21 protein-coding genes are annotated in these 21038 nt (G+C 33.7%); 12 read left to right on the forward strand and 9 right to left on the reverse strand.

Annotated features, from left to right (window positions below):
- Genes ACP5QL_RS05925 through ACP5QL_RS05940 form a run of 4 tightly spaced genes read left to right on the forward strand, consistent with a single transcriptional unit; the run spans nt 1 to nt 4727 of the window.
- On the forward strand, nt 1–867 hold the full coding sequence (locus ACP5QL_RS05925; RefSeq protein WP_012582477.1) for a hypothetical protein: 867 nt from the start codon (nt 1–3) through the stop codon (nt 865–867).
- Entirely contained in the window at nt 864–2252 is a 1389-nt protein-coding gene (zwf, locus tag ACP5QL_RS05930; protein WP_428126052.1) for a glucose-6-phosphate dehydrogenase, read from the forward strand. The genes ACP5QL_RS05925 and zwf overlap by 4 nt, the downstream gene beginning before the upstream one ends.
- Nucleotides 2245–3276: an L-Ala-D/L-Glu epimerase gene (locus tag ACP5QL_RS05935; protein ID WP_012582479.1), complete on the forward strand. Its 1032-nt coding sequence runs from the start codon at nt 2245–2247 to the stop codon at nt 3274–3276. Before zwf ends, ACP5QL_RS05935 begins: the two co-directional genes overlap by 8 nt.
- Nucleotides 3277–3323: 47 nt before the next feature.
- Nucleotides 3324–4727, forward strand: coding sequence for a mannose-1-phosphate guanylyltransferase/mannose-6-phosphate isomerase (locus ACP5QL_RS05940; protein ID WP_273333151.1), 1404 nt, complete (start codon nt 3324–3326; stop codon nt 4725–4727).
- 11 nt (nt 4728–4738) lie between these two features.
- Here ACP5QL_RS05940 and ACP5QL_RS05945 read toward each other — a convergent pair whose 3' ends face one another.
- The 3 genes from ACP5QL_RS05945 to ACP5QL_RS05955 all read right to left on the reverse strand — a co-directional run bounded on the left by ACP5QL_RS05945 (nt 4739) and on the right by ACP5QL_RS05955 (nt 8104).
- Nucleotides 4739–6388: a Na/Pi cotransporter family protein gene (locus ACP5QL_RS05945; protein ID WP_012582481.1), complete on the reverse strand. Its 1650-nt coding sequence runs from the start codon at nt 6386–6388 to the stop codon at nt 4739–4741.
- 116 nt (nt 6389–6504) lie between these two features.
- Nucleotides 6505–7518: an NAD-dependent epimerase/dehydratase family protein gene (locus tag ACP5QL_RS05950; RefSeq protein ID WP_012582482.1), complete on the reverse strand. Its 1014-nt coding sequence runs from the start codon at nt 7516–7518 to the stop codon at nt 6505–6507.
- A 1-nt stretch (nt 7519) separates the two neighbouring features.
- Complete coding sequence (locus ACP5QL_RS05955; protein ID WP_012582483.1) at nt 7520–8104, reverse strand: TetR/AcrR family transcriptional regulator; 585 nt, start codon at nt 8102–8104, stop codon at nt 7520–7522.
- Between the two features lie 173 nt (nt 8105–8277).
- Here ACP5QL_RS05955 and ACP5QL_RS05960 point away from each other — a divergent pair, with 173 nt between their 5' ends.
- Genes ACP5QL_RS05960 through ACP5QL_RS05970 form a run of 3 tightly spaced genes read left to right on the forward strand, consistent with a single transcriptional unit; the run spans nt 8278 to nt 10318 of the window.
- Complete coding sequence (locus ACP5QL_RS05960) at nt 8278–8523, forward strand: AbrB/MazE/SpoVT family DNA-binding domain-containing protein (protein WP_012582484.1); 246 nt, start codon at nt 8278–8280, stop codon at nt 8521–8523.
- Nucleotides 8520–9536 (forward strand): ATP-binding cassette domain-containing protein, encoded by a 1017-nt coding sequence (locus ACP5QL_RS05965; protein ID WP_272994792.1) that lies wholly within the window; start codon nt 8520–8522, stop codon nt 9534–9536. Before ACP5QL_RS05960 ends, ACP5QL_RS05965 begins: the two co-directional genes overlap by 4 nt.
- The gene (locus ACP5QL_RS05970; RefSeq protein WP_012582486.1) at nt 9536–10318 is read left to right on the forward strand and encodes an ABC transporter permease; all 783 of its coding nucleotides are present in this window, start codon (nt 9536–9538) and stop codon (nt 10316–10318) included. Before ACP5QL_RS05965 ends, ACP5QL_RS05970 begins: the two co-directional genes overlap by 1 nt.
- A 39-nt stretch (nt 10319–10357) precedes the next feature.
- Here ACP5QL_RS05970 and ACP5QL_RS05975 read toward each other — a convergent pair whose 3' ends face one another.
- A complete protein-coding gene (locus tag ACP5QL_RS05975) occupies nt 10358–11377 on the reverse strand; it encodes a helix-turn-helix transcriptional regulator (protein ID WP_012582487.1) in 1020 nt (339 codons plus the stop codon).
- Nucleotides 11374–12609 carry a competence/damage-inducible protein A gene (locus tag ACP5QL_RS05980; protein ID WP_012582488.1) on the reverse strand — a complete coding sequence of 412 codons (1236 nt, stop codon included), beginning with the start codon at nt 12607–12609 and terminating at the stop codon, nt 11374–11376. The genes ACP5QL_RS05975 and ACP5QL_RS05980 overlap by 4 nt, the downstream gene beginning before the upstream one ends.
- 103 nt (nt 12610–12712) lie before the next feature.
- Here ACP5QL_RS05980 and ACP5QL_RS05985 point away from each other — a divergent pair, with 103 nt between their 5' ends.
- The 3 genes from ACP5QL_RS05985 to ACP5QL_RS05995 are packed head-to-tail and all read left to right on the forward strand — an operon-like array spanning nt 12713 to nt 16689.
- Entirely contained in the window at nt 12713–14053 is a 1341-nt protein-coding gene (locus tag ACP5QL_RS05985; protein WP_428126061.1) for an HD domain-containing phosphohydrolase, read from the forward strand.
- Nucleotides 14050–15222: a M20 family metallopeptidase gene (locus tag ACP5QL_RS05990; RefSeq protein ID WP_272996542.1), complete on the forward strand. Its 1173-nt coding sequence runs from the start codon at nt 14050–14052 to the stop codon at nt 15220–15222. Before ACP5QL_RS05985 ends, ACP5QL_RS05990 begins: the two co-directional genes overlap by 4 nt.
- A 39-nt stretch (nt 15223–15261) precedes the next feature.
- Nucleotides 15262–16689 carry a phosphomannomutase/phosphoglucomutase gene (locus ACP5QL_RS05995; protein ID WP_012582491.1) on the forward strand — a complete coding sequence of 476 codons (1428 nt, stop codon included), beginning with the start codon at nt 15262–15264 and terminating at the stop codon, nt 16687–16689.
- Between the two features lie 31 nt (nt 16690–16720).
- On the opposite strand, the gene ACP5QL_RS06000 is transcribed toward ACP5QL_RS05995, so the two are convergent.
- Genes ACP5QL_RS06000 through ACP5QL_RS06010 form a run of 3 tightly spaced genes read right to left on the reverse strand, consistent with a single transcriptional unit; the run spans nt 16721 to nt 18069 of the window.
- The gene (locus ACP5QL_RS06000; RefSeq protein ID WP_012582492.1) at nt 16721–17167 is read right to left on the reverse strand and encodes a hypothetical protein; all 447 of its coding nucleotides are present in this window, start codon (nt 17165–17167) and stop codon (nt 16721–16723) included.
- 9 nt (nt 17168–17176) lie between these two features.
- Nucleotides 17177–17623 (reverse strand): hypothetical protein, encoded by a 447-nt coding sequence (locus ACP5QL_RS06005; protein WP_012582493.1) that lies wholly within the window; start codon nt 17621–17623, stop codon nt 17177–17179.
- Nucleotides 17620–18069, reverse strand: coding sequence for an RNA polymerase sigma factor (locus ACP5QL_RS06010; RefSeq protein ID WP_273333159.1), 450 nt, complete (start codon nt 18067–18069; stop codon nt 17620–17622). Before ACP5QL_RS06010 ends, ACP5QL_RS06005 begins: the two co-directional genes overlap by 4 nt.
- A 68-nt stretch (nt 18070–18137) precedes the next feature.
- Between ACP5QL_RS06010 and ACP5QL_RS06015 the strand changes: the two genes are divergently transcribed.
- Nucleotides 18138–18848, forward strand: a complete 711-nt coding sequence (locus ACP5QL_RS06015) for a glycosyltransferase family 2 protein (RefSeq protein WP_012582495.1) — start codon at nt 18138–18140, stop codon at nt 18846–18848.
- A gap of 6 nt (nt 18849–18854) precedes the next feature.
- On the opposite strand, the gene ACP5QL_RS06020 is transcribed toward ACP5QL_RS06015, so the two are convergent.
- Nucleotides 18855–20087 (reverse strand): glycerol-3-phosphate acyltransferase, encoded by a 1233-nt coding sequence (locus tag ACP5QL_RS06020; RefSeq protein ID WP_012582496.1) that lies wholly within the window; start codon nt 20085–20087, stop codon nt 18855–18857.
- A 73-nt stretch (nt 20088–20160) separates the two neighbouring features.
- Between ACP5QL_RS06020 and ACP5QL_RS06025 the strand changes: the two genes are divergently transcribed.
- Nucleotides 20161–21033: a homocysteine S-methyltransferase family protein gene (locus ACP5QL_RS06025; RefSeq protein ID WP_012582497.1), complete on the forward strand. Its 873-nt coding sequence runs from the start codon at nt 20161–20163 to the stop codon at nt 21031–21033.
- The last annotated feature ends 5 nt before the right edge of the window (nt 21034–21038 follow it).

The raw sequence follows: 21038 nt of genomic DNA on the forward strand, positions 1-21038 counted from the left end.
ATGGAGTGGAAAAAAATATCCTTTGGCAAAAGAGAGCTCTGTTATGAAATTACTCTAAATGATGTTAAAATGGTAATCACCGCCGATGTGGGTCCAAGAATAATCTTTTTTGGATTCAAAAATGGAGAAAATGTATTATTCCATGATACCGAAGAAAGGTTATCCATAGGAGAAATGAAAATCTATGGAGGACATAGATTCTGGATATCTCCTGAAACCAAGTTTACTTATTCTCCGGACAATAATCCTTGTAGGGTAATAGAGGATAAAGATAAAATTAGTTTTGTATCCTATGATCCCATAACCGAAATAGAGAAAAACTTAACCATATTAGAAAGGAATGGAAGATTCGTAGTAAGGCATATCCTTGAAAATAAAGGAAAACTATTATATCAGGGCGCTATATGGGCTTTGACTTGTATTCCTCCAAAAAAAGGAATTATCTTCTTTCCATGGGGAACCTTAGGAGAATGGAAGCTTAAAAAAGTAATTTATTGGCAGAAGTGGGCAGGAGAAGCCACAACTAATGTAAAGAGTTCCCAATTTGTTCCAGAAGATGATCTCTTTCTCATTTATCCATCGGGAGAGACAGGAAAAGTAGGAACTACAGGATACGAGGGTTTTGTAGGAGTAACCACAGAAAATTATACCTTTATTAAAAAATTCAATTTTGTAGAAGGAGCTATATATCCCGATGATAATTGTGCTATACAGGTCTATACTTCAGAAAATTTCTGTGAGTTAGAAACCTTAAGTCCATTATATACTTTTAATCCAGGTATATCTTATATCCATGATGAAGAATGGATTCTTCTACCCTATAAAGTAGATCCAAAGAAAGGAGATGAAATTAGAAAACATCTATGAACAATAAATTCATAATTGTAATCTTTGGTGGATTAGGAGACTTAGCTCAAAATAAATTATATCCTGTAATTTACAGTCTATATAAAAAATATAGACTTCTAAACTGTACAAAAATTATTTCTACAGGAAGAAGACCTAATGTGGATAAAGAAAAATTCCTAAAAATTTTAGAAAAATCTATAAAAACTCATGATGATTATTTCTTTTCTTTGTTTGATTTTGTAAAGTTTGATTTAGAAAAAGAGGAAGAATATAACCATCTCAAAAACGTGCTCTCCAACTTTAAAGAAGAAGAGTTTATATTCTACTTGGCCACTCCTCCTACCACCTTTGAAACCATTATCAAAAACTTAGGAGAATTCTTAAAAAGCTTTCCTAATAAAAGAAAAATCGTCATCGAGAAACCCTTTGGTTATGACCTCTATTCAGCGCAAAAATTCAATCAACTTATAAAAATTTACTTTAAAGAAGAGGAAGTATACAGAATTGATCACTTCTTAGGAAAAGAGACCGTACAAAACATTTTTGGTCTCAGATTTTCCAATATCATTTTTGAAGGAATATGGAATAGGAATTTTATTGATCATATTCAAATTTCAGCCTTAGAAGATATAGGAGTAGAAGGAAGATTAGGATATTACGACAAAGTGGGTGCCCTCAGAGATATGATCCAAAATCATTTAATCCAGATATTGTCAATTGTAGCTATGGAACCTCCTTGTTGTATTAACGAAAAGGAGATAAGAGATGAAAAAATAAAAGTACTAAAAAGCATAAGAGAAATAAAAAGAGAAGATGTACCTTTGTATGCTGTAAGAGGTCAATATGAAGGATATTTGATAGATGAAAACCTCTCCCAATCAAATACAGAAACCTATGCAGCAGTAAAACTCTTTATAGAAAACTTAAGATGGGACGGTGTACCTTTTTACCTGAGAACGGGAAAAAAACTAAAAAGAAAAGAGACCTCGATAATAATTGTATTTAAGAAGATACCAGGACTTTTCTCTAAAATTCTTGATTGTATGCCCCAAGAAGACATAATAGGATTTAAAATCGCCCCTGAAAATAAGATTATCCTAAGCTTCCAACTAAGACCCTTAGGAGGAAGTATGCTCTCTTGCCCTGTTTCTACCTCTATGGAGTGGACAGGTCCTAATATAGAAGCTTATGAGACTTTGTTTATGGATATTATAGAGGGAGATCAAAGCCTTTTTATAAGAGAAGACGAGATTGAGAAATCCTGGGAGATTGTACAACCTATTTTAGATTTTTGGAAAGACGACCCCAATATTCCCATATATCCCCAAGGTTCTTGGGGTCCAAAGGAAGCTGAGGAACTAATTAGAAGAGATGGGAGAGAATGGAGATATATAGATGGCTAAAATAAAAAGGATTTCCTTTGAGTTAAAGACCTATGAGTATATAAAACCTTTCCGCATAGCTCCTGGAACTGCTTCCCATACCCATAATTTGGAGGTAAAAATAGAAACCGAAGAAGGTTATATAGGCTTAGGAGAAGCATCCCCTTCTTTTAGGGTTACTGGGGAGAGGATAGAATCTCTGATACCTTTAGAAAGTTTTGTTAATGAACTCTTAAAAGGAAAGGATACTAAAAATTTTAGAAAAATATTTGAAATAACAGATAAATTTTTTGCTTTTCCAAGTCTAAAAACAGCCTTACAATATGCAATTCTTGATGCTTTAAGTGAAGAACTAAGCTTACCAGTATACCAAATATTAGGGGGAGCAAAAGAAAAAATAGAAACGGATAAAACAGTGAGCATAGGAAGTGTGGAAGAAAGAGTTAGAGAAGCAGAAGAAATCTTTAAAGAGGGCTTTAAGGTGATAAAGGTAAAGATAGGATTGGACTTACGTGAAGATATAGAAACCATGGAAGAGCTGGTAAAAAGAATAAAAGGAGTAAAGTACATTGTAGATGCTAATACTGCTTACAACCCAAAACAAGCAGTAATTTTTACTAAAGAACTCTACAAAAAAGGTATTGATATAGAGTTATTAGAACAACCAGTACCTGCTCATGACTTGGAAGGGTTAAAATATGTGAGATTTAATTCTCCTTTCCCTATTGCTGGAGATGAGAGCATTAAGAATAAATATGAGGCTTTAGAAGTTATAAAAATGGAAGCTGTAGACTATATAAACATAAAACTTATGAAATGCGGTATATCCGATGCCTTAGCTATAGTAGAAATGGCCAATACAGCTAACATAAAACTTATGATAGGATGCATGGGAGAATCAAGCCTTGGAATAAATCAAAGTGTTCACCTTTCAGCAGGCCTTGGTGTCTTTGAATTTCATGATCTTGACAGCGCACTAATGATAAAAGAGGACAAATTTAGGGGAAAGTATAAGATAAGAATTCCCTATTATTATCTTGTATAATATATTATGGTTTCCTCAAAACAAAATTCACAGAAGGGGGTGAAACAATGAAAGCCATAGTACTTGCGGGAGGAAAAGGAACAAGACTTTGGCCTCTTTCAAGAGAAAAATTTTCAAAACAGTTTATAAAACTATTACCGGATAAATCTCTCTTAGAAGATACTTATGAAAGGCTCATAAAGTTCTTTAAGCCAGAAGACATTCTAACCATAACCAATAAAGAGTATTTCTATTTTGTAAAAAGCATAACTGATAAATTTGACAAAAGTATGAGCCATAACACTCTCCTTGAGCCAGTAGGGAAAAACACTGCTCCTGCTATAGCTCTTGCTTTAAAATACATATTAGAGAAGATAAATGGAAACCCTGAAGAAGAGGTATTTATCTTTCCCTCTGATCATCTTATAGAACCTCAAGAAAAATTCATAGAGTACCTTAATAAAAGCCTTTCTGCCGTTAACTCAGGATTTATTACTACTTTTGGAATAAAACCTACAAAACCTGAGACAGGATATGGATACATTAAAGCAGGAGAAAATATGGGAGATTTCTTTAAAGTTGAAAAATTCATAGAAAAGCCATCCTTAGAATTGGCAGAAAAATTCCTAAAAGAAGGAAACTATTTCTGGAATGCAGGAATTTTTGCCTTCAAGATCTCAGTAATGTTGGAAGAGTTTGAAAAATATCAAGAAGAAATTTATACCTTGATAACTAAAGGAAGTTATAGAGAAGTACTTGAGAATTTCCATAAAATGCCATCCATATCCATAGACTATGCCATTGCAGAAAAATCTGATAGAGTTGCAGTTATACCCATGGAGCTTATCTGGAGCGATTTAGGTTCTTGGGATTCTTTCTATGAAGTGAAAGAAAAGGATCCTAATGGAAATGTATTATTAGGAGATGTATATGCAATAAATACAAGAAACTCCCTTGTATTCAGCAACAAAAGGCTTGTAGGAACTATTGGAATTGAGGATGCTATTATTGTAGAAACCGATGATGCCATACTCATAAGTAAGAGAGGGAGCGGACAAGAAGTCAAAAAACTTCTTGAAATCCTCGAAAATGAAGGAAGGAATGAAATAATCTATCACACTGAGGTTTATAGACCATGGGGTATGTATAAACTTTTGGAAAAAAATGGAGATTATATAATAAGAAAACTCATAATAAAAGAAGGTGCTTCTCTAACTTGTCATCTCCATAAAAAAAGGACAGAACATTGGATAGTGCTCAAGGGTATTGCTGAAGCAGAGATTGAGAATCGTAAATATTATGTATACGAAGGAGAAAGTATTTTTGTGCCTAAAGGAAAACCCCATCAGTTAAAGAACGCAGGAGAAACCCCTTTAGAGATTATTGAAATCCAAAGTGGCGAAATCTTAAGCGAAGACGACATTGAAATCTTTACAAAAGATGAAGAAGAATTAGAAGAAAAATTAAGGTAGGGTTGACACCCCTACCTTAAAAGAGTTTTTTCCCTCTTTGAATTATTAACCTCATAAAACTCTTGAGCTATATTTACACAGTGATCCCCTATTCTTTCAAGGTCTATAAGAAGATCACTAAAAATTACTCCTGCTATAGGATTACATATACCCTTTTTCATTCTTTCTATGTGAGATTCCTTTGACTCTTTCACTTTATAATCAATCCTTTCTTCCCTTTGAAGGACTTCATCAAGATAATTTGCAGTACTTTCCTTTATCATTGCAAAAGAATCTCTGATATTATCATAAATAATCTTTCTCAGCTCCTCCAAATCTTTCCAAGCATATTCAGTAAATTCAATTCTCTCGGAATTTTTAGCCTCAACCTTTTCCATAACATTGGTAAGGTGATCAGCAATCCTCTCCACATCATCCACAGCCCTTAATATGGCATTAAGTTCTTTTGCTTCACCCTCGGACAAAGAGTCAATAGAAAGTTGGGTAAGATAATTTATTAACGAAGCCTTTAAACCATCGGTTATATCTTCAATAGTCAATATATCTTTATAATGCTGAGTATTATTCTGAAACAAAGAATCCATAGTAAGATTATACATCTCATCCACAATATCACACATCCTAATAAGCTCATTCTTAGCAGCCTCAAGAGCAGCAGAAGGGGTATTTAAAAGTTGAGGCTTAAGAAAGGACGCCTCTCTTCTATAAATTCTTTCTTCTCCAGGGAGAACTTTCTTTATAAGCTCTGCATATTGCTTGGTAAAGAAGATCCATATAGATGCCCAGAGCACATTAAAGAAAGTATGAGCATTAGCAACTTGTCTTGCTACCTCAGCAGAAGTAAGAGAAACAAACCTTTCAAAAATTCCTAAAAAGGGAAAGATAAGTACTACTCCAATGACATTAAAAAATAAATGGGCAAGAGCAGCTCTTTTTGCAGAAATACTTGTACCAATAGAGGCAAGAAGAGCGGTAACACATGTTCCAATATTAGCACCTAATATCACAGGGACCGCAGAAGTCAAATCAATTGCTCCCTTTGCTGCAAGAGCTACCACAATACTCGTAGTAACACTACTACTTTGAATAATTGCAGTTATAATTGCTCCTACAAGTATTCCTAAGACAGGGTTTTTTCCCATTGAGATTATCGCATTATGAAAAGGTTCCCAAGTTCTCAAGGCATGTAAAGAAGAATCCATTAAAGAAATACCCATAAATATCATACCAAAACCAATTAAAGCCTCGCCAATATTTCGGATATACTTCCTTTTTCCGGCAAAAAATAAAAGAAAACCTAAAAAAAGAAAATAAGGTGCCACATCAGTTAACTTAAAAGCAACCAGTTGAGCAGTTATAGTTGTTCCTATGTTTGCCCCAAAGATGATACCAAGAGCACCTTCTAATGTCAAAAGTCCTGCATTTACAAAAGCTACTGTCAAAACAGTAACTGCACTACTACTTTGAACTATTGCAGTTACAAGAGTACCAATTAAAAGACCTCTAAAGGGAGAAGAATTTAATTTCTCGAAGATGGAACGAAGTTTAGACCCAACAGCTTTTTCAAATCCTGAGCTCATTTGGAGAATACCATAGAGGAAAAGACCTAAACCGCCAAAGAGAAGTCCCACATCTTTGTAAGTTAAAGGAAAACTACTCATATATCAGTCTCCCTTTATTTATAAAAATTTATCACACCAAAGGTATTATATCATTAATAAATCACCTCCCCTTATTTTTAATCTATTTTTAACTTTTTTAATCTTTTCTTAAATTTTTACCATCTATATCCTTCCCATAATACCTTGAGAGGTATGTATCTACGATTATAATAAGGAGATCTTTTAAGAAGAATATATCTAACCACAGGTCTAAAGAGTTTTATAAAAAATATCTTATATCCCAAAGCTTTCTTTACATCCTCCACGTAGTCTTCAATGGTTCTCCTTTGATAATGAAGTAAATTTTCGCTCTCTGTAGTATCCATCCAGTCTGTGGCAAAAGGTATGTTGGAAAAAGCCTCTTCAGGAAGCATCCCCACTCCAATACCTTCAAGAACTTTCTCCAATATCTCCCTATAATAATACCAACATCTCGGACCACCACCTATAAGAAGAACCTTACCCCATATTTTCTCGCTTCTTACTCCCTTTGCAATGGCATATCCTACATCTTTTGTATGCACATATTCCATTCTGTTATTCAAAGGCACATCAAACATTCCCTTATCAAGTTTTAAATTTACAGGAAGAGAAGCTGCAAGCCTATATATAGCCCAAGTTAAATTAGAGTTTTTTATTAGATTCTCACACTCTACTTTATGCCTGGAATAGTGTTCTGGAGGATTTACAGGATCGTCTACCCTTCTTGGAGGATCTAAATGTTGAGTTAAGCCAAAAACATGTACCGAAGAAGTGAAAATAATCTTCTTAGGAGATGGCATTTCCTCCATAGCAGATATCAAATTTTTTGTTCCTATAACATTAATTTTATAAGCGATGTCAGGCACTGTTTCCGACTCAAGCCCTGTTGCTGAAAGCTTTGGAATAATAAAAGCAAGATGAACTATTACATCCTGACCTTCAAGAGCTTTTTTAATGTCTTCAATTTTTGTAATATCTCCCCAAAATACTTCAATACCATCCCCATATAATTTTTTTAAGTTCTTAAAAATCCTTATATTTTTCTTTGTCTTCAAATCAAAACATCTTACCCTGTCTCCCTGATTAATCAACTCATGAATAGCGCTTTGCCCTATATTACCAAAAGCACCTGTAATTAAAACCCTCATATTAAAAACCTCCCTTTTCTATTTCAGAAATGATTATTCTAATACCTTCTCTCGCAATTTTCTCCCAATCTTCTTCTTCAGCAAAAATCTGTTGAAGAATAGTTCCAATAGAGAAGGAAATTAAAATACAAGAGATTATATTTGAATCTACATCTTTCAAGCTTCCTTCTTTTTTACCTTTTTCAATCAAAAAACTAAAATAACTTTTATATTTTTTGAAATACTCTCTGAGTTTCTCAAGTATTTCTTTATCCTTTATCCCTTGTCTTAAAAATTCTAAAAAAAGAAAAAACTTTTCCTTAGACTCCTTAAATATCTCCCTAAATATCTCTGACATCCTTATTATCCCAGAAGACACTCTGTCTTCATCCTCCAAATATCCATCAATCTTTACCGAAAGATCAAAAAGCCACCTATCCAAGATTTCAAGAAAAAAAGCCTCCTTAGTAGGAAAATAATGAAAAAAAGCACCTTTACTTACTCCAGCCCTTTCACATATATCGGATATACTGGTGGCATCATAGCCTTTTTGAGAGAAAAGCTTCTCTCCACTTAAAATTAGTTTGCTTTTGGTATCAAGTTTCATCTTTAAAACCTCCTTATATACCAACCAGTCGGTATGTAAATATTATAACAAAAAATTTTTTAACGTAAAAATATATTTTTTAAATAAAATTTAACATAAAATTATTGACTTTCATCAATTTTTGATTAATCATATCAGTATGAAAAGTATGATTAGGGAGGTAAAATTGACAAATGAATAGAAAAATTTACGGAATGGCAACCCTCAGTGAGAGAGGTCAAATCGTAATTCCTCAAGAAGCCAGAGAAGACTTAGACTTAAAACCAGGAGACAAATTAATCGTCATGTGTGTAGGACCTAAAAATGCCTTAATGCTTGTAAAATCTGATTCTCTCCTTGAGCTATTCTCGGAGCTTACAAAAGAACTCTCAGAGCTTGAAAAATTTATATCTAACATAAAGGAGGCAGAGAAAGAATGAAAGTAATTGAGGTTAAAGACTTAGCAAAGACTTACTATTCGCCCTTTGGAAATATAGAGGCAGTGAAAGGAATATCCTTTGAGGTAGAAGAGGGAGAAATTTTTGGCTTTCTTGGTCCCAATGGCGCAGGAAAAAGTACCACCATAATGATGCTAACCACTCTTGTAAAACCTACAAAGGGCACAGCCAAAATTTTAGGATATGACGTAGTTCACCAACCCAACGAAGTAAGAAGAGTTATTGGATATGTCTCTCAAGACCTTACCGTAGACGACACCCTCACAGGTTGGGAAAATATGTACCTACAGGGCAGATTTTACCATCTACCTAAGGAAGTAATTAAACAGAGATCCGAAGAACTGTTAAAACTTTTAAGGCTTTATGAAAGGGCAAAAGATAAAGCAGAAACATATTCGGGAGGCATGAGAAAAAGACTTGATATAGCTATGGGTCTTATCCACAGACCTAAGATTTTATTCCTTGATGAACCTACCCTTGGGCTTGATGTACAAACAAGGCAGGACATATGGGAGTATGTTCAAAAGATAAGGAAAGAAAATGGGATGACCATATTCTTAACAACTCACTATATGGAAGAGGCTGATTCATTATGTGATCGTATTGCCATTATAGATAAGGGGGAGATAAAAGCTCTTGATACTCCAAGAAGATTAAAAGATTCCATAGGTGGAGATCTCATATCCTTAAAAATTTCCAATGAAAGCTTAGAAGAAATTTCCAAATTCCTTGAAAAGGTAAAAACTCTTGAGGTTGTCAAAAATATAACATCTCAAGATGGAAGATATACCATTGTAGCATCTAATGCAGAAAAACTTATTCCTGTGATATTTTCTATTGCCTATGAATCTAATATTAATATCTCATCCATAACCATGAAAAAGCCATCTTTAGATGACGTTTACCTTGCTTATACTGGTAAAGAGTTTAGAGATGAAGAGGGATCAAAAGAGGATGCTATGAGAATGAGAAGATTAGTAAGGAGGACGAGATAATGAGAACGTTGATGTATGACACTTATTCAGTAATGTGGAGAGAACTAAAACATTGGATGGATCAAAAAGTAAGAATATTGGTATCTATATTTCAGCCCCTAATTTGGCTTGCCCTCATGGGAAACGTAATGGCAAAACTTACAGACAACCCTTTTGGAAGACAGGCTTTTGGAGGTGCCAGTTATCTCTCCTTTATGACCCCTGGAATCATAGTTATGACCTCCCTTTTTGGGGGCATTTTTGGTGGAATCTCTGTAGTATGGGATAGAAGATGGGGATATTTAAATAAAATGCTCGCAGCACCTATTTCAAGAACAGCTATTCCTCTTGGGAAAATGCTTGCTACTGCCATCCAGGGAGCTTTTCAATCTCTTATTGTAGTCATAATTGCATCTCTTTTTGGAGTAGAATTTGCAACAGGAATTCCAGGAATCATTGCCATAATTCTTCTTGCTGCATGCTTTAACTTTACCATGGCAGGACTTTCCATTGCTATAGCATCAAGGATAAAAACCATGGAAGTTTTAACAGCTGTAATAAACTTTCTTACAATGCCTTTAATGTTCACAAGTAGTGCCATGTTCCCAATAAACGTGATGCCCGATTGGCTTGCCACCATTGCAAGATGGAATCCTATAACCTACGTGGTAAATCCATTAAGAACTCTTGTGATAAGTGGTTGGGAGACAGGAGACCTAATAAAAGGATTTCTTTATGTACTTTTCCTCGCCATATTAATGCTTTTCATCGCAAGACATGAGTTCAAAAGAAGTATTGCATAAAAAACAAAAGAAAGAGGGGGAGAAATTTCTCCCCCCCTCTTATTTAAAAACTCCGTATATCATACCTAATCTTCTAATCTCCTTCTTAATCTCATTTCTTAAAGATTCCGGTTCCAAAACCTCTGCATGAGCTCCATATCCCATTACCCATCTTTTTATCTCTTCTCTGTTTGCCATAATTTCATAAATTATGCTTCCATCAGGAAGTTCCTCTATACTTTGAGTCTCATGCCAAATCCTCTCTTTTATCCATCGTGCTTGATAAGGATCAAATTTTATTCTTATTCTTTCTACTTCTCCCTTATTTATCCTGAAGGCAGATTTTATATATTCATAAACATTAAAATCTCTCGGTTTTCTAAACTCTTCATAGGTCTCCCTTATGTTTTTTATCCTATCAAGGGCAAAATCTCTTATTTCTTTTCTTAAATGACAATATCCACAGAAGTACCAAACCCCCTCAAAATTATAAAGATGATAAGGATCTACCTTTCTTTCTGTAATTTTATCAGAGGAAAAAGAATGGTATTCTATTATGATACTCTTCCTCTCTCTAATTGCCTTCAATATCTTCACAAATTTATCCCTTATATCTACCTTCGGTTTTATAAAAGTAAAAGGAATAGAAAGAGCACTTTCTATAGAATCTGAGGGAATCACGTTATTATCTCTCAAAAACAATTCTAATTTATTTTTTAACCTCTCAAAATCTTCCTCAAAATCTGTACCTTTAAATTGATGAAGCATATTGGCAGTAATCAAAAGGGACAAAACTTCACCTTCGGTAAGCTTTGGAAAAGGAAATTCACTTTTTGAAAAGAGATAATAACCTCCATTAGCCTTACTATAAGCAATAGGCATTTTGAAGTCATCCCTCAAGGTCTTTATATCTCTTTTTATGGTTCTTACGCTGGTCTCTCCAAATTCATAGCTTATTTTTCTTGTAATTTCATCTAAACTAATATACTTGTTTTCTTTTATTAAAGAGAAAATCCTATATATTCTTGGAAGCATTTTCCTAAAGGCAAGCTTTCTATTACTACTCACAGTTTTGCTCATAAGTTTAAAAGCCCCCTTCTTAAAAGGTCTAATCCATTTATAGTAGTGTATAACCTAATCCTGTTCCTATCACCGCTAAGTCTTAATTCTTTATATGACATTTCTCCTCTTATGTAAAGCCCTATATAGACAAGTCCAATAGGTTTTTCCAAGGTACCACCTTCGGGACCCGCAATACCTGTAGCAGAAAGTCCAACATCTGTCCCCATTTTTTTGGCTATACCTTCTGCCATTTTCATAGCACACTGAGAACTTACAGCTCCATATTCCTTGAAGATTTCCTCAGGAACATTTAGTTCCTTAATTTTTACCTCATTATCGTAGGCTATAATACTTCCCTTAAAAACCTTTGACACTCCTGGAACATTAACAAGCCTTGCTGAAATAAGCCCCCCAGTACAAGATTCTGCTACAGAAATAGTAAGACCTTTTTCCAAAAGTAAATTAACTACTACTTCCTCAAGAGAAGTTTCTCCTTCTCCATATATATAATCTCCAAGCCTTTTCCTTATTTCCTTTACTACTCCCTCAATCATTTTTTCTGCCTCTTCTTTTGACTTAGCTCTTGCAGTTATCCTCAAAATTGCCTCTCCTTCTTTTGCATAAGGAGCAATGGTAGGATTAGTTTGACTTTTAATCAAATCTTTTACTTTTTCCTCCATAAAGCTTTCTCCAATACCACATACTCTCAAAACTTTGGAGTATATAATTCCAGAAGAAAAAGTTGAAAGATAAGGAACCACATAAGTCTCAAACATGGGAATCATTTCCTTAGGAGGACCAGGAAGAAGGATTAAAATTTTACCTCCCTCTTCCAATATTATTCCTGGAGCAGTCCCCCAATCATTGGGAATTACTCTACTTCCTTCTATAATGTACGCCTGCTTAATATTTCCTTCTGTCAAATTAAGCCCTCTTCTCTCAAAAAATTCTTTAATTCTCTTCAAAGATTCCTCATGAAGTACCAGCTTTTTATTAAAAAATTCCGCAGAAATTTCTTTTGTCAAATCATCCTGCGTAGGTCCAAGTCCTCCTGTAGCAATTACCATATCACTTCTTGAAAAAGCAATTTCCAAAGCCTTTTTCAATCTCTCGGGATTATCTCCTACAGTAGTATGAAAATAAACAGGAATACCAAGATCTGCAAGTCTCCTTGATAAATATTGAGCATTAGTATTCAAAATATCTCCTAAAAGGAGTTCTGTACCCACAGATAATATCTCACACCTCATGATGCCTAAATCATCCTTTCTTTTTTTGTATTAGCTAACTAAAAATGATATCATTTAAAAAGTACTTTTTAAATTATAAAATTTTATGAATGAAGAAAAAATTTTGGAATATTTAAAGATAATTTCAAAAATAAAAGAAGAAGAGAAAAACTTTGAAAATGTTGAAGACTTTATATTTAACATACAAAATCTTCTAAAAAAAGTCTCTTTAAAAATATTCATTGAGAAAAACAAAATAACTGTTTCCTCTGAAAATCTTGAAAATTTGGATGAGAAAGATAACCTTTTTATTCATATAATAACCGAAGATGTAAACCAATTTTTAGAGGGCAAAAATTATTCAAATCTATTCAATGAACTAACTATATCTTTAATTGAGCAGAAAAATGTAGAAGATTTGCTGGATGCCATATTAGAAAAGCTGGAAAAAATAATTCCTTATACCTCAGCCAATATTGCTCTATTAGAGAATGATGCTCTTTATTATCTTTCTTTTAGAGGATATGAAAAATATGGAGTAGAAGATTTTATGAGAAACTTTAAAATGGATAAAAGGGAATTTTATACGTTGAAAACCGTTATGGAAACTCAAAAACCTCTCTTTGTAGAAAACACCGATGAATACCCCAACTGGGTAATTATCCCTGAAACCCAATGGATTAAATCTCATCTTATGATTCCCATTATCTATGAAAATAAAATTTTAGGATTAATAAGTTTTGACTCTGATACCCCATATGGCTTTAAGGAGGAATATATTGAAAAAGTATATCCACTCCTTCCTCTTCTTGGAATAGCATTAGAAAATGCAAAACTTTATGAAAAATTAAAAAAGGAACTTGAAGAAAGAATAATAGCAGAAGAAAAATATAGAAGATCCTTTTATCAAATTGTAAAACTTGCCTCAGACATTGTGGAAATGAAAGATCCCTACACTTCTGGACATCAGAAAAGAGTAGCAAGAATTTCTGTAATAATTGGGAAAGAATTGGGGCTTTCTCAGGAAAAAATAAGAGCTTTAGCCATAAGTTCTCTACTTCACGATATTGGAAAAATTGGCATTCCTTCAGAGATACTTAATAAACCCTCTTCTTTAAATCCCTTAGAGAGAAGGTTTATTAATATACATCCTGAGATAGGCTATAATCTCCTAAGAAAAATTGAAATCATTAGCGATATTGCTCCCATTGTATATCAGCACCATGAAAGAATAAACGGATCTGGTTATCCCAAGGGTCTAAAAGGAGAAGAAATACTTTTGGAAGCAAAAATTATAGGGGTAGCAGATGTATTTGAAGCCATGACCTCCCATAGACCTTATCGCTCTGCCCTTCCCATAGATATGGCAATAAAAGAACTTGTAGAAAACAAAGGTACTCTATATGATCCTGATGTGGTTGATGCCTTTCTTAAATCTTTGAAAGAAGGGAGGATAATATTGTGAACATAAAAGAAGATATTCAAAAAATTATGCCCGAAGTTATAAACATAAGAAGAGATATTCATATGTATCCTGAATTAGGTTTTCAAGAATTTCGAACCTCCCAATTGATAGCCTCCTATCTTGAAAATTTAGAGTTAGAGGTAAGAAAAAACATTGCCCAAACAGGTGTGCTGGGGATATTAAGAGGAAAGGAGGAAGGGAAAACCATACTTCTCAGAGCAGACATAGATGCCCTACCTCTTGAGGAATTAAACGATGTACCCTACAAATCAAAAAATAAAGGCATCATGCACGCATGCGGACATGATGGACATATCGCCATATTACTCGGAACGGCAAAAATTTTAGCGAAATACAAAGATCAAATAAAAGGGATAGTGAAATTTGCCTTTCAACCAGCAGAAGAACTCCCTCCAGGTGGTGCAGAACCCATGATAAAGGAAGGTATATTGGAAAATCCATATGTGGATAAAGTGTATGCTTTACACCTCGCTAATCATCTGAAGGTTGGAAAAATCGCCGTAAGGAAGGGATTTTTCTGTGCTCAAGCCGATGCCTTTACTATTAAAGTAAAGGGAAGGGGAGGACATGGGTCCACACCTGATAAATGCATTGATCCCATAATTATATCCACCCATATTGTCCAAGCTCTTCAAGAAATCCCATCAAGAGAAATTGACCCCCATACTCCCTTTGTGTTAAGCATATGTAAAATACAAAGTGGAAATACTTTTAATGTTATTCCTGAAGATGCTGAAATAGAAGGAACGGTAAGAACTTTCGACAAAAATCTTGCAGAAACCATCTCTAAAAGAATAGAAACCATATCTAAAAATATTGCCGAAGCCTTTAGAGGTAAAGCAGAAATAGAATACCAATTTGGGTATCCTCCAGGAAAAAACGATGAAAAAGAAGCAGAATTTGTAAAAAAGATAGCAGAAGAGGTGGTAGGAAAAGAAAACGTAATAGAAGATAAGCCATCTATGGGAGGAGAAGATTTTTCATACTTTCTTGAGGAAAGACCAGGAGCTATGTTTTGGCTTGGATCAGGTAATGAAGAAAGGGGACTAAACCATCCTCACCATTCTCCCTATTTTGACTTTGACGAAAGTGCCATGGCCATAGGAATAGAAATGTTTGTTAGAATAGTATTAGAAAATCTGTTATAATTTTTCTTACTAAAATAGAAGAAAAGGAGGGAGCAAAGTATGATCACCTTAGATAGAACCATATTTAGAATGTATGATATCCGGGGAGAAGTTCCCAAGAATTTGAATAAAGATGTAGCAAGGATAATTGGAAAAGCTTATGCAATATTTATAAGAAAAAAAACCAATAAAGACACTCTTACAGTATCGGTAGGAAGAGATGCAAGGATTTCCTCAAAGGAACTTTCTGAAGGCTTAATTGAAGGTTTAAGAAGCTCAGGGATAAATGTGATAGACATAGGATTGTGCCCAACTCCTCTTCTCTATTTTTCCCTTTTTACCCTTCCTGTAGATGGAGGAATAATGATTACAGGAAGCCATAATCCTCCTCAATTTAATGGCATGAAAATCTGTGTGGGAAAAGAGACCATTTATGGACCATTAATCCAAGAACTCTATGAGATTGCTTTAAACCTTAAAGATGAATCTTCCTTAAAAGAAGGCACCTACGAAACTCACGATATTATTTCCTCTTACAAGGAATTTCTTTTAAAGGAATTTCAAAACTCTGCCATAACTAAACTTCCCCAAGGGACAATAAAGATTGTAATAGACTCTGGAAATGGATGTGGAGGTCTTGTAGCTCCTGATGTCTTAAGAAAACTTGGAGTAGATGTAATAGACCTTTTCTCAGAACCCGATGGAAACTTCCCTAATCATCATCCAGATCCGACGATAATGGAGACATTAAAAACTTTAAGAGAGACTGTAATTAAAGAAAAGGCAGATTTTGGGGTTGCTTATGACGGAGATGCAGATAGAATTGGAATAATAGATGAAAAAGCAGAAGTGGTATATGGAGATAGGCTTGCTTATATCTTTGCTAAGGGAATATTAAAAGAGCATCCTGGAGCCAAAATTATAGGAGAGGTAAAATGTTCGAAATTTCTCTTTGATGGTATAGAAAAATTAGGAGGAATTCCTGTCCTTTCTCCTGTAGGACACTCCTTAATCAAAAAGAAGTTAAGAGAGGAAAATGCTCTTTTTGCAGGAGAGATGAGTGGTCATATATTCTTCAATGATAGATTCTTTGGATATGATGATGCTATTTATGCTACTATGAGGCTTGTAGAACTCTACGCTATGGAAAAACTTGAAAACCCAAATTTCGTATTTTCAGACTTTCTAAAAGAATTTCCCAAGGTATATGCATCGCCAGAAATCAGAGTTCATTGCAGTGAGGAAAAGAAGTTTGAAATTATTAAGAATTTCTTTGATAAACTCAAGGAGAAATATCCGGATACTGCTAATAAAGTACAAAAAGTTATAACCATAGATGGTGTAAGATTAGAATTTGACGATGGATGGGCTCTTGCAAGGGCAAGTAATACTGAACCTGTGATTGTCCTAAGATTTGAAGCAAATACCGAGGAAAAACTTAAAAAATATCAAGAAATGTTTGAAAACATTATAAAAGAAGAATGCTAAAAGGGAGAGGTTTTACCTCTCCCTGTGTAAACTAAGAGATAACTCTTCTTACGTACTCAAGCACATTTTCTATTATTTCTTCTGAAGGATCATCCTCTTTCATGATAGTATTAAAAATCTTATCTTCTACCTCTTTAAACTCCTTTCCAAGAGTCCTTGCTATATCTCTTGCACTTAAGTTCCAAGCCTCCCCAAGAATCATTTTAGCAAGATTCAATTCCCTTTCAGAAAAAAGTTCCTCAAGAGGAAATCTCGAGACAGAAAGCTTATAAAGAATCACAATACTCCTACTAAAAGCTGGTTCCTCTATAGAGGAATAACTAAAAATCTCTCCTGTATTTAAATCGAGGGCTACAATTCCATTTAAGGTAGGAGGATCATAATGCTCTATAGCCTTTCTTACGATATCCTCTATATTCATCCTTTGAACTATTCTTCTTATCTTTTTTTCAAGCTCTTTAATATCTCTTTTCTCCAAAAAAATCACCTATTTATACTTTCTATGCAATCCGTTCTGATAAATAAAAAGAAGTAAAGTAAAAAGAAATAAATAAAAGTTAACTTGAAAGAGTATTTGAAAAAGAGAATTCAGCATGAAACTTAATAACAAAAAATCCTGCAAAAAAAATCTTCCTACCCTATATACAAAAAAGAAAATTAAGGAAAGAAGAATAATTTCTAAAGATACAAGTAAAAAAATAAAAACCCTTCTTTTTATTTTTTCATACATCAGCCTATTATAAACACTCTTATAAACCCTACTCCACTCCTTGCCACTCTCTTCTTCAAAAACTCTCTCCTTAAGCTTCTCTTCTATTCTTAAGAAATCCTCAAATTCCCTTCTGCATTCATTGCATTCTTCAAGATGAAGAAAGAAATCTTCACCTATTTCTTCATGTAAAAACATTTTCTCCCTAAATTCTTTACAATTCATTTTTCCTCCTTTAGATAATTATATATCTTTTTCTTAGCTCTATAAATATGACTTTTTAAAGTATTCAATGGGATATTTAGCTTCTCACTTATCTCCTCATAAGAATAGCCTTCCTGATAATAAAGAATTAATATACTTTTTTCTATAGGAGACAAAAGCTTCCATATATCTTTCTTCTCTATTATTTCTTCAGGATCATATTCATCCTTATCCTCTGTATCCAAATCTAAAAACCTATTCCTCTCTTCGAGGTAATCTATAGCAAGATTGTGGGCTATCCTAAAAAGATAGTTTTTAGCAGTTTTTTCCTCAATATTAGTTTTCATAGCCCTTAAAAAAGTCTCTTGAAGGATATCCTTCGCTGCTTCTTCCTCCCTAAGAAGTTTCCTCAAATACCTATATATCTCTTCACCATAAACTTGAAAATAGCTTATTATATCACTCATTTCATAAAATTATACAATAAAAAACACCTATTGTATTCAATCTTCACTTAATTTATAATTTCATTATTATGAAAGAAGTATTTTTCTCCATAGTAATACCTGCCCATAACGAAGAACTATATATTGATAAAACCATTAACTCGTTGAGGGAAATGGAATATCTAAAAGATAGGTTAGAAGTTATTATAGTAGAGAATGGTTCAACAGACAACACCCTTGAGGTAATAAAAAAATTAGCCCCTCCATGGTTTAAGATCATATCCATAAAAGAGGCTGGGGTTTCAAAAGCAAAAAATACAGGTATTGAAAATCTCTCCTCAGAAAGTGAATGGGTAATATTTTTAGACGCAGACACATATCTTGGACAAAGCTTTTTAAAAGATTTAAGCGAGTTCTTAAGAAAAAATGAGGACAAAAATTTAGGGTGTGGAATGGTTTCCCTTCTTCCCTACCCCGACTACAAGTTAGCAAGATGTTGGTACCACTTTTATAATTTTGCAAACCGAGTCACTAAAACCACAAGATCTATTCAAATTATAAGAAGAGATCTTCTTAAAGATTTAAGGTTTGATGAAAACCTTACCTTTGACGAGGACACTATGATGATAAGAGCCTGCAGAAAAAGAGCAAAATACTTCTTTTTCAAAACAAAAAAAGTTTTTTCTTCTACAAGAAGATTTGAGAAAAATGGATGGGTAAAACAGCTTCTACAATGGATTTATTATGCTTCCCTTCCCTATGAGAAAAAGAAGAAAATAAAATATAAAGTATTAAGATAAGATTCTTTAAAAATATTTCTTTATAAATTCCATTACAGCTCCTGATATTATAGGCACACTAAAGTTATCATCAATGGGATTAGGAATTGCCTCTACAATAAAGGCAACAATTGTCCCTACTAATAAAACATAAAGAGAGATCATTCCTTTAAACCATAAAAAGAAAGACACTACAAGAGCCATACTAAAGAAACCAAGAGACCCTTCTAAGGTTTTCTCAGAATTTTTAAAAATCTTTGTCTTTCCAAAATTTATACCAATCCATTTTGCCATCATATCCCCAAGAGAGGTAAATCCTAAGGAAGCAAAAGCAATTTCTTTTTCAAAAAGAATAAAACTTATAAAAATCCCCAGCAAAAAATTAGTTATAGAAGATATCCTCCCAACTTCCTTCTCTTTAAAAATCTTAAAATTTTTTACTCCCCTAAGCTGGAAGAAATCTTCCATCCTTCTTACCAGAATTCTTAACATATCAAGTAAAAAGAAAATTCCAAGAATACCCCCTATTACTAACAGAACAATAAATTTTGAAAAGAAAACATAAATGGGTATAAATAAAAGAGCAAAAGGTCTTGCTAAAATTCTCCAAAAGGTATGCTTTTCTGTATAAAACCTAAATCCATCTCTTAAAAGATTTTTAACAGCCTCATAACTGATAACTCCAGCCAAAATTGCCAGAAATATGGTATCTAAAAGACTTTTGGTATTAATTAACATAAAAAGAGCTATTATAGGAAAAGCGGTGATAGTAAACACATCTCCTACTCCATGGGTGGCTGTATTTAATAGTAAAAAATAAACGATAAGAAAGATAAAAAACTGCAATATCTGAAAAGATGCAAAGTTCTGAATTAAAAGTTTAAAAAACAAAAAGATAAAAAGACTTAAAGAGGTAGCAAAACCTCTTCCACCCCTAAAACCTAAATAGAAAGGAAATTTATGCCCCAAAACAGCAGAAAATCCTCCAAGATAGACAAAAAAATTAGGAAAATTAAAAAGATACTTTAAAAGAATCATAGAAACAAAACCTTTGGAAACATCATATATGGCGGTAAGTATGGCAGGAAAAATTCCTATAGATCTTTTTACATTCAACACCCCAGGATTTCCATCCCCAAGCTTTCTTATATCTACTTTTTTAAACCACAAAGGCAAAAAATATCCAGGCAGAAAAGAACCAAAAAGATAACCCAAAAGAGCTGAAAATATAGCTTTTATTAAGTTTTCTATAATAACCATAATTTAGACCCCTTAAATTTCAAATTAAAAATATTTTATAACAAATAATAAGAAATATGCTATACTTTAATCCATGAGTAATAAAAAGATTAAACTTCCAGAATTTCTATTTTTTGACGGAGCCATGGGAACAGAACTCCAAAGAAGAGGACTTCCTCCTGGAACTCCCCCTGAAATACTCAACTTAGAAAACCCCTCCCTTGTAGAAGAAGTGCATAAAGATTATATTAAAGCGGGGTCTATGGTAATAGAAACTAATACCTTTGGAGGAAATAGAGTTCGCCTCCAAAGAGCAGGTCTTGAAGAAAAAATTAAAGAGATAAATGAAAAGGGAGTTGAAATAGCTCAAAAAGCCTCCGAAGGGAAGGTTCTTATAGCAGGATCGGTAGGACCTTTGGGAGAACTCATTGAGCCTTACGGAGATATCTCGGAAGAAGAAGCAGAAGAGTTTTTCACAGAACAGATAGAAATCTTAGTAAATTCAGGTGTAGATCTAATACTTATTGAAACCATGATCTCATTAAATGAGGCTCTTATTGCCCTCAAATCGGCTAAAAAGTTTGACATTCCTGTAGGAGTAACCATGAGCTTTGAATGGACAGAAAAGGGAGGAAGAACTCCTTTTGGAGATGAAGTGGAATATTCTATTAAAAAGTTAGAAGAAAATGGAGCAGACTTTGTAGGATCAAATTGTGGAAAAGGGTTCGAAGACATGCTAAAGATTGCCCCTATAATAAGAAGATCCACCCGCCTTCCTGTGCTCATCCAACCCAATGCAGGTATACCCCGGTGGGAAAATGGAAAACTTCTCTACCCCGAATCCCCAGAAAAATTTAAAACCTTTGTTGATGAGATGATAAAATTAAAGATCAACTTCATAGGTGGATGTTGTGGTACAACTCCAAAACATATAGAAGTTTTTAAAGAATTTTATTTAAAAAAGTAAATTTT

This window comes from Dictyoglomus sp. (genome assembly GCF_049968615.1).
GTDB classification, from domain to species: domain Bacteria; phylum Dictyoglomota; class Dictyoglomia; order Dictyoglomales; family Dictyoglomaceae; genus Dictyoglomus; species Dictyoglomus turgidum.

What these genes read in the sequence shown, in the direction of transcription:
- ACP5QL_RS06025 (WP_012582497.1), top strand. Translation starts at nt 20,161, where the DNA reads ATGAGTAATAAAAAGATTAAACTTCCAGAATTTCTATTTTTTGACGGA.
- ACP5QL_RS05925 (WP_012582477.1), top strand. Translation starts at nt 1, where the DNA reads ATGGAGTGGAAAAAAATATCCTTTGGCAAAAGAGAGCTCTGTTATGAA.
- ACP5QL_RS05975 (WP_012582487.1), bottom strand. Translation starts at nt 11,377, where the DNA reads ATGAGCAAAACTGTGAGTAGTAATAGAAAGCTTGCCTTTAGGAAAATG.
- ACP5QL_RS05965 (WP_272994792.1), top strand. Translation starts at nt 8,520, where the DNA reads ATGAAAGTAATTGAGGTTAAAGACTTAGCAAAGACTTACTATTCGCCC.
- ACP5QL_RS05970 (WP_012582486.1), top strand. Translation starts at nt 9,536, where the DNA reads ATGAGAACGTTGATGTATGACACTTATTCAGTAATGTGGAGAGAACTA.
- ACP5QL_RS06015 (WP_012582495.1), top strand. Translation starts at nt 18,138, where the DNA reads ATGAAAGAAGTATTTTTCTCCATAGTAATACCTGCCCATAACGAAGAA.
- ACP5QL_RS05995 (WP_012582491.1), top strand. Translation starts at nt 15,262, where the DNA reads ATGATCACCTTAGATAGAACCATATTTAGAATGTATGATATCCGGGGA.
- ACP5QL_RS05950 (WP_012582482.1), bottom strand. Translation starts at nt 7,518, where the DNA reads ATGAGGGTTTTAATTACAGGTGCTTTTGGTAATATAGGGCAAAGCGCT.
- ACP5QL_RS05955 (WP_012582483.1), bottom strand. Translation starts at nt 8,104, where the DNA reads ATGAAACTTGATACCAAAAGCAAACTAATTTTAAGTGGAGAGAAGCTT.
- ACP5QL_RS05935 (WP_012582479.1), top strand. Translation starts at nt 2,245, where the DNA reads ATGGCTAAAATAAAAAGGATTTCCTTTGAGTTAAAGACCTATGAGTAT.
- ACP5QL_RS05945 (WP_012582481.1), bottom strand. Translation starts at nt 6,388, where the DNA reads ATGAGTAGTTTTCCTTTAACTTACAAAGATGTGGGACTTCTCTTTGGC.
- ACP5QL_RS05980 (WP_012582488.1), bottom strand. Translation starts at nt 12,609, where the DNA reads ATGAGGTGTGAGATATTATCTGTGGGTACAGAACTCCTTTTAGGAGAT.
- ACP5QL_RS06010 (WP_273333159.1), bottom strand. Translation starts at nt 18,069, where the DNA reads ATGAGTGATATAATAAGCTATTTTCAAGTTTATGGTGAAGAGATATAT.
- ACP5QL_RS06020 (WP_012582496.1), bottom strand. Translation starts at nt 20,087, where the DNA reads ATGGTTATTATAGAAAACTTAATAAAAGCTATATTTTCAGCTCTTTTG.
- ACP5QL_RS06005 (WP_012582493.1), bottom strand. Translation starts at nt 17,623, where the DNA reads ATGAATTGTAAAGAATTTAGGGAGAAAATGTTTTTACATGAAGAAATA.
- ACP5QL_RS05960 (WP_012582484.1), top strand. Translation starts at nt 8,278, where the DNA reads ATGAATAGAAAAATTTACGGAATGGCAACCCTCAGTGAGAGAGGTCAA.
- zwf (WP_428126052.1), top strand. Translation starts at nt 864, where the DNA reads ATGAACAATAAATTCATAATTGTAATCTTTGGTGGATTAGGAGACTTA.
- ACP5QL_RS05940 (WP_273333151.1), top strand. Translation starts at nt 3,324, where the DNA reads ATGAAAGCCATAGTACTTGCGGGAGGAAAAGGAACAAGACTTTGGCCT.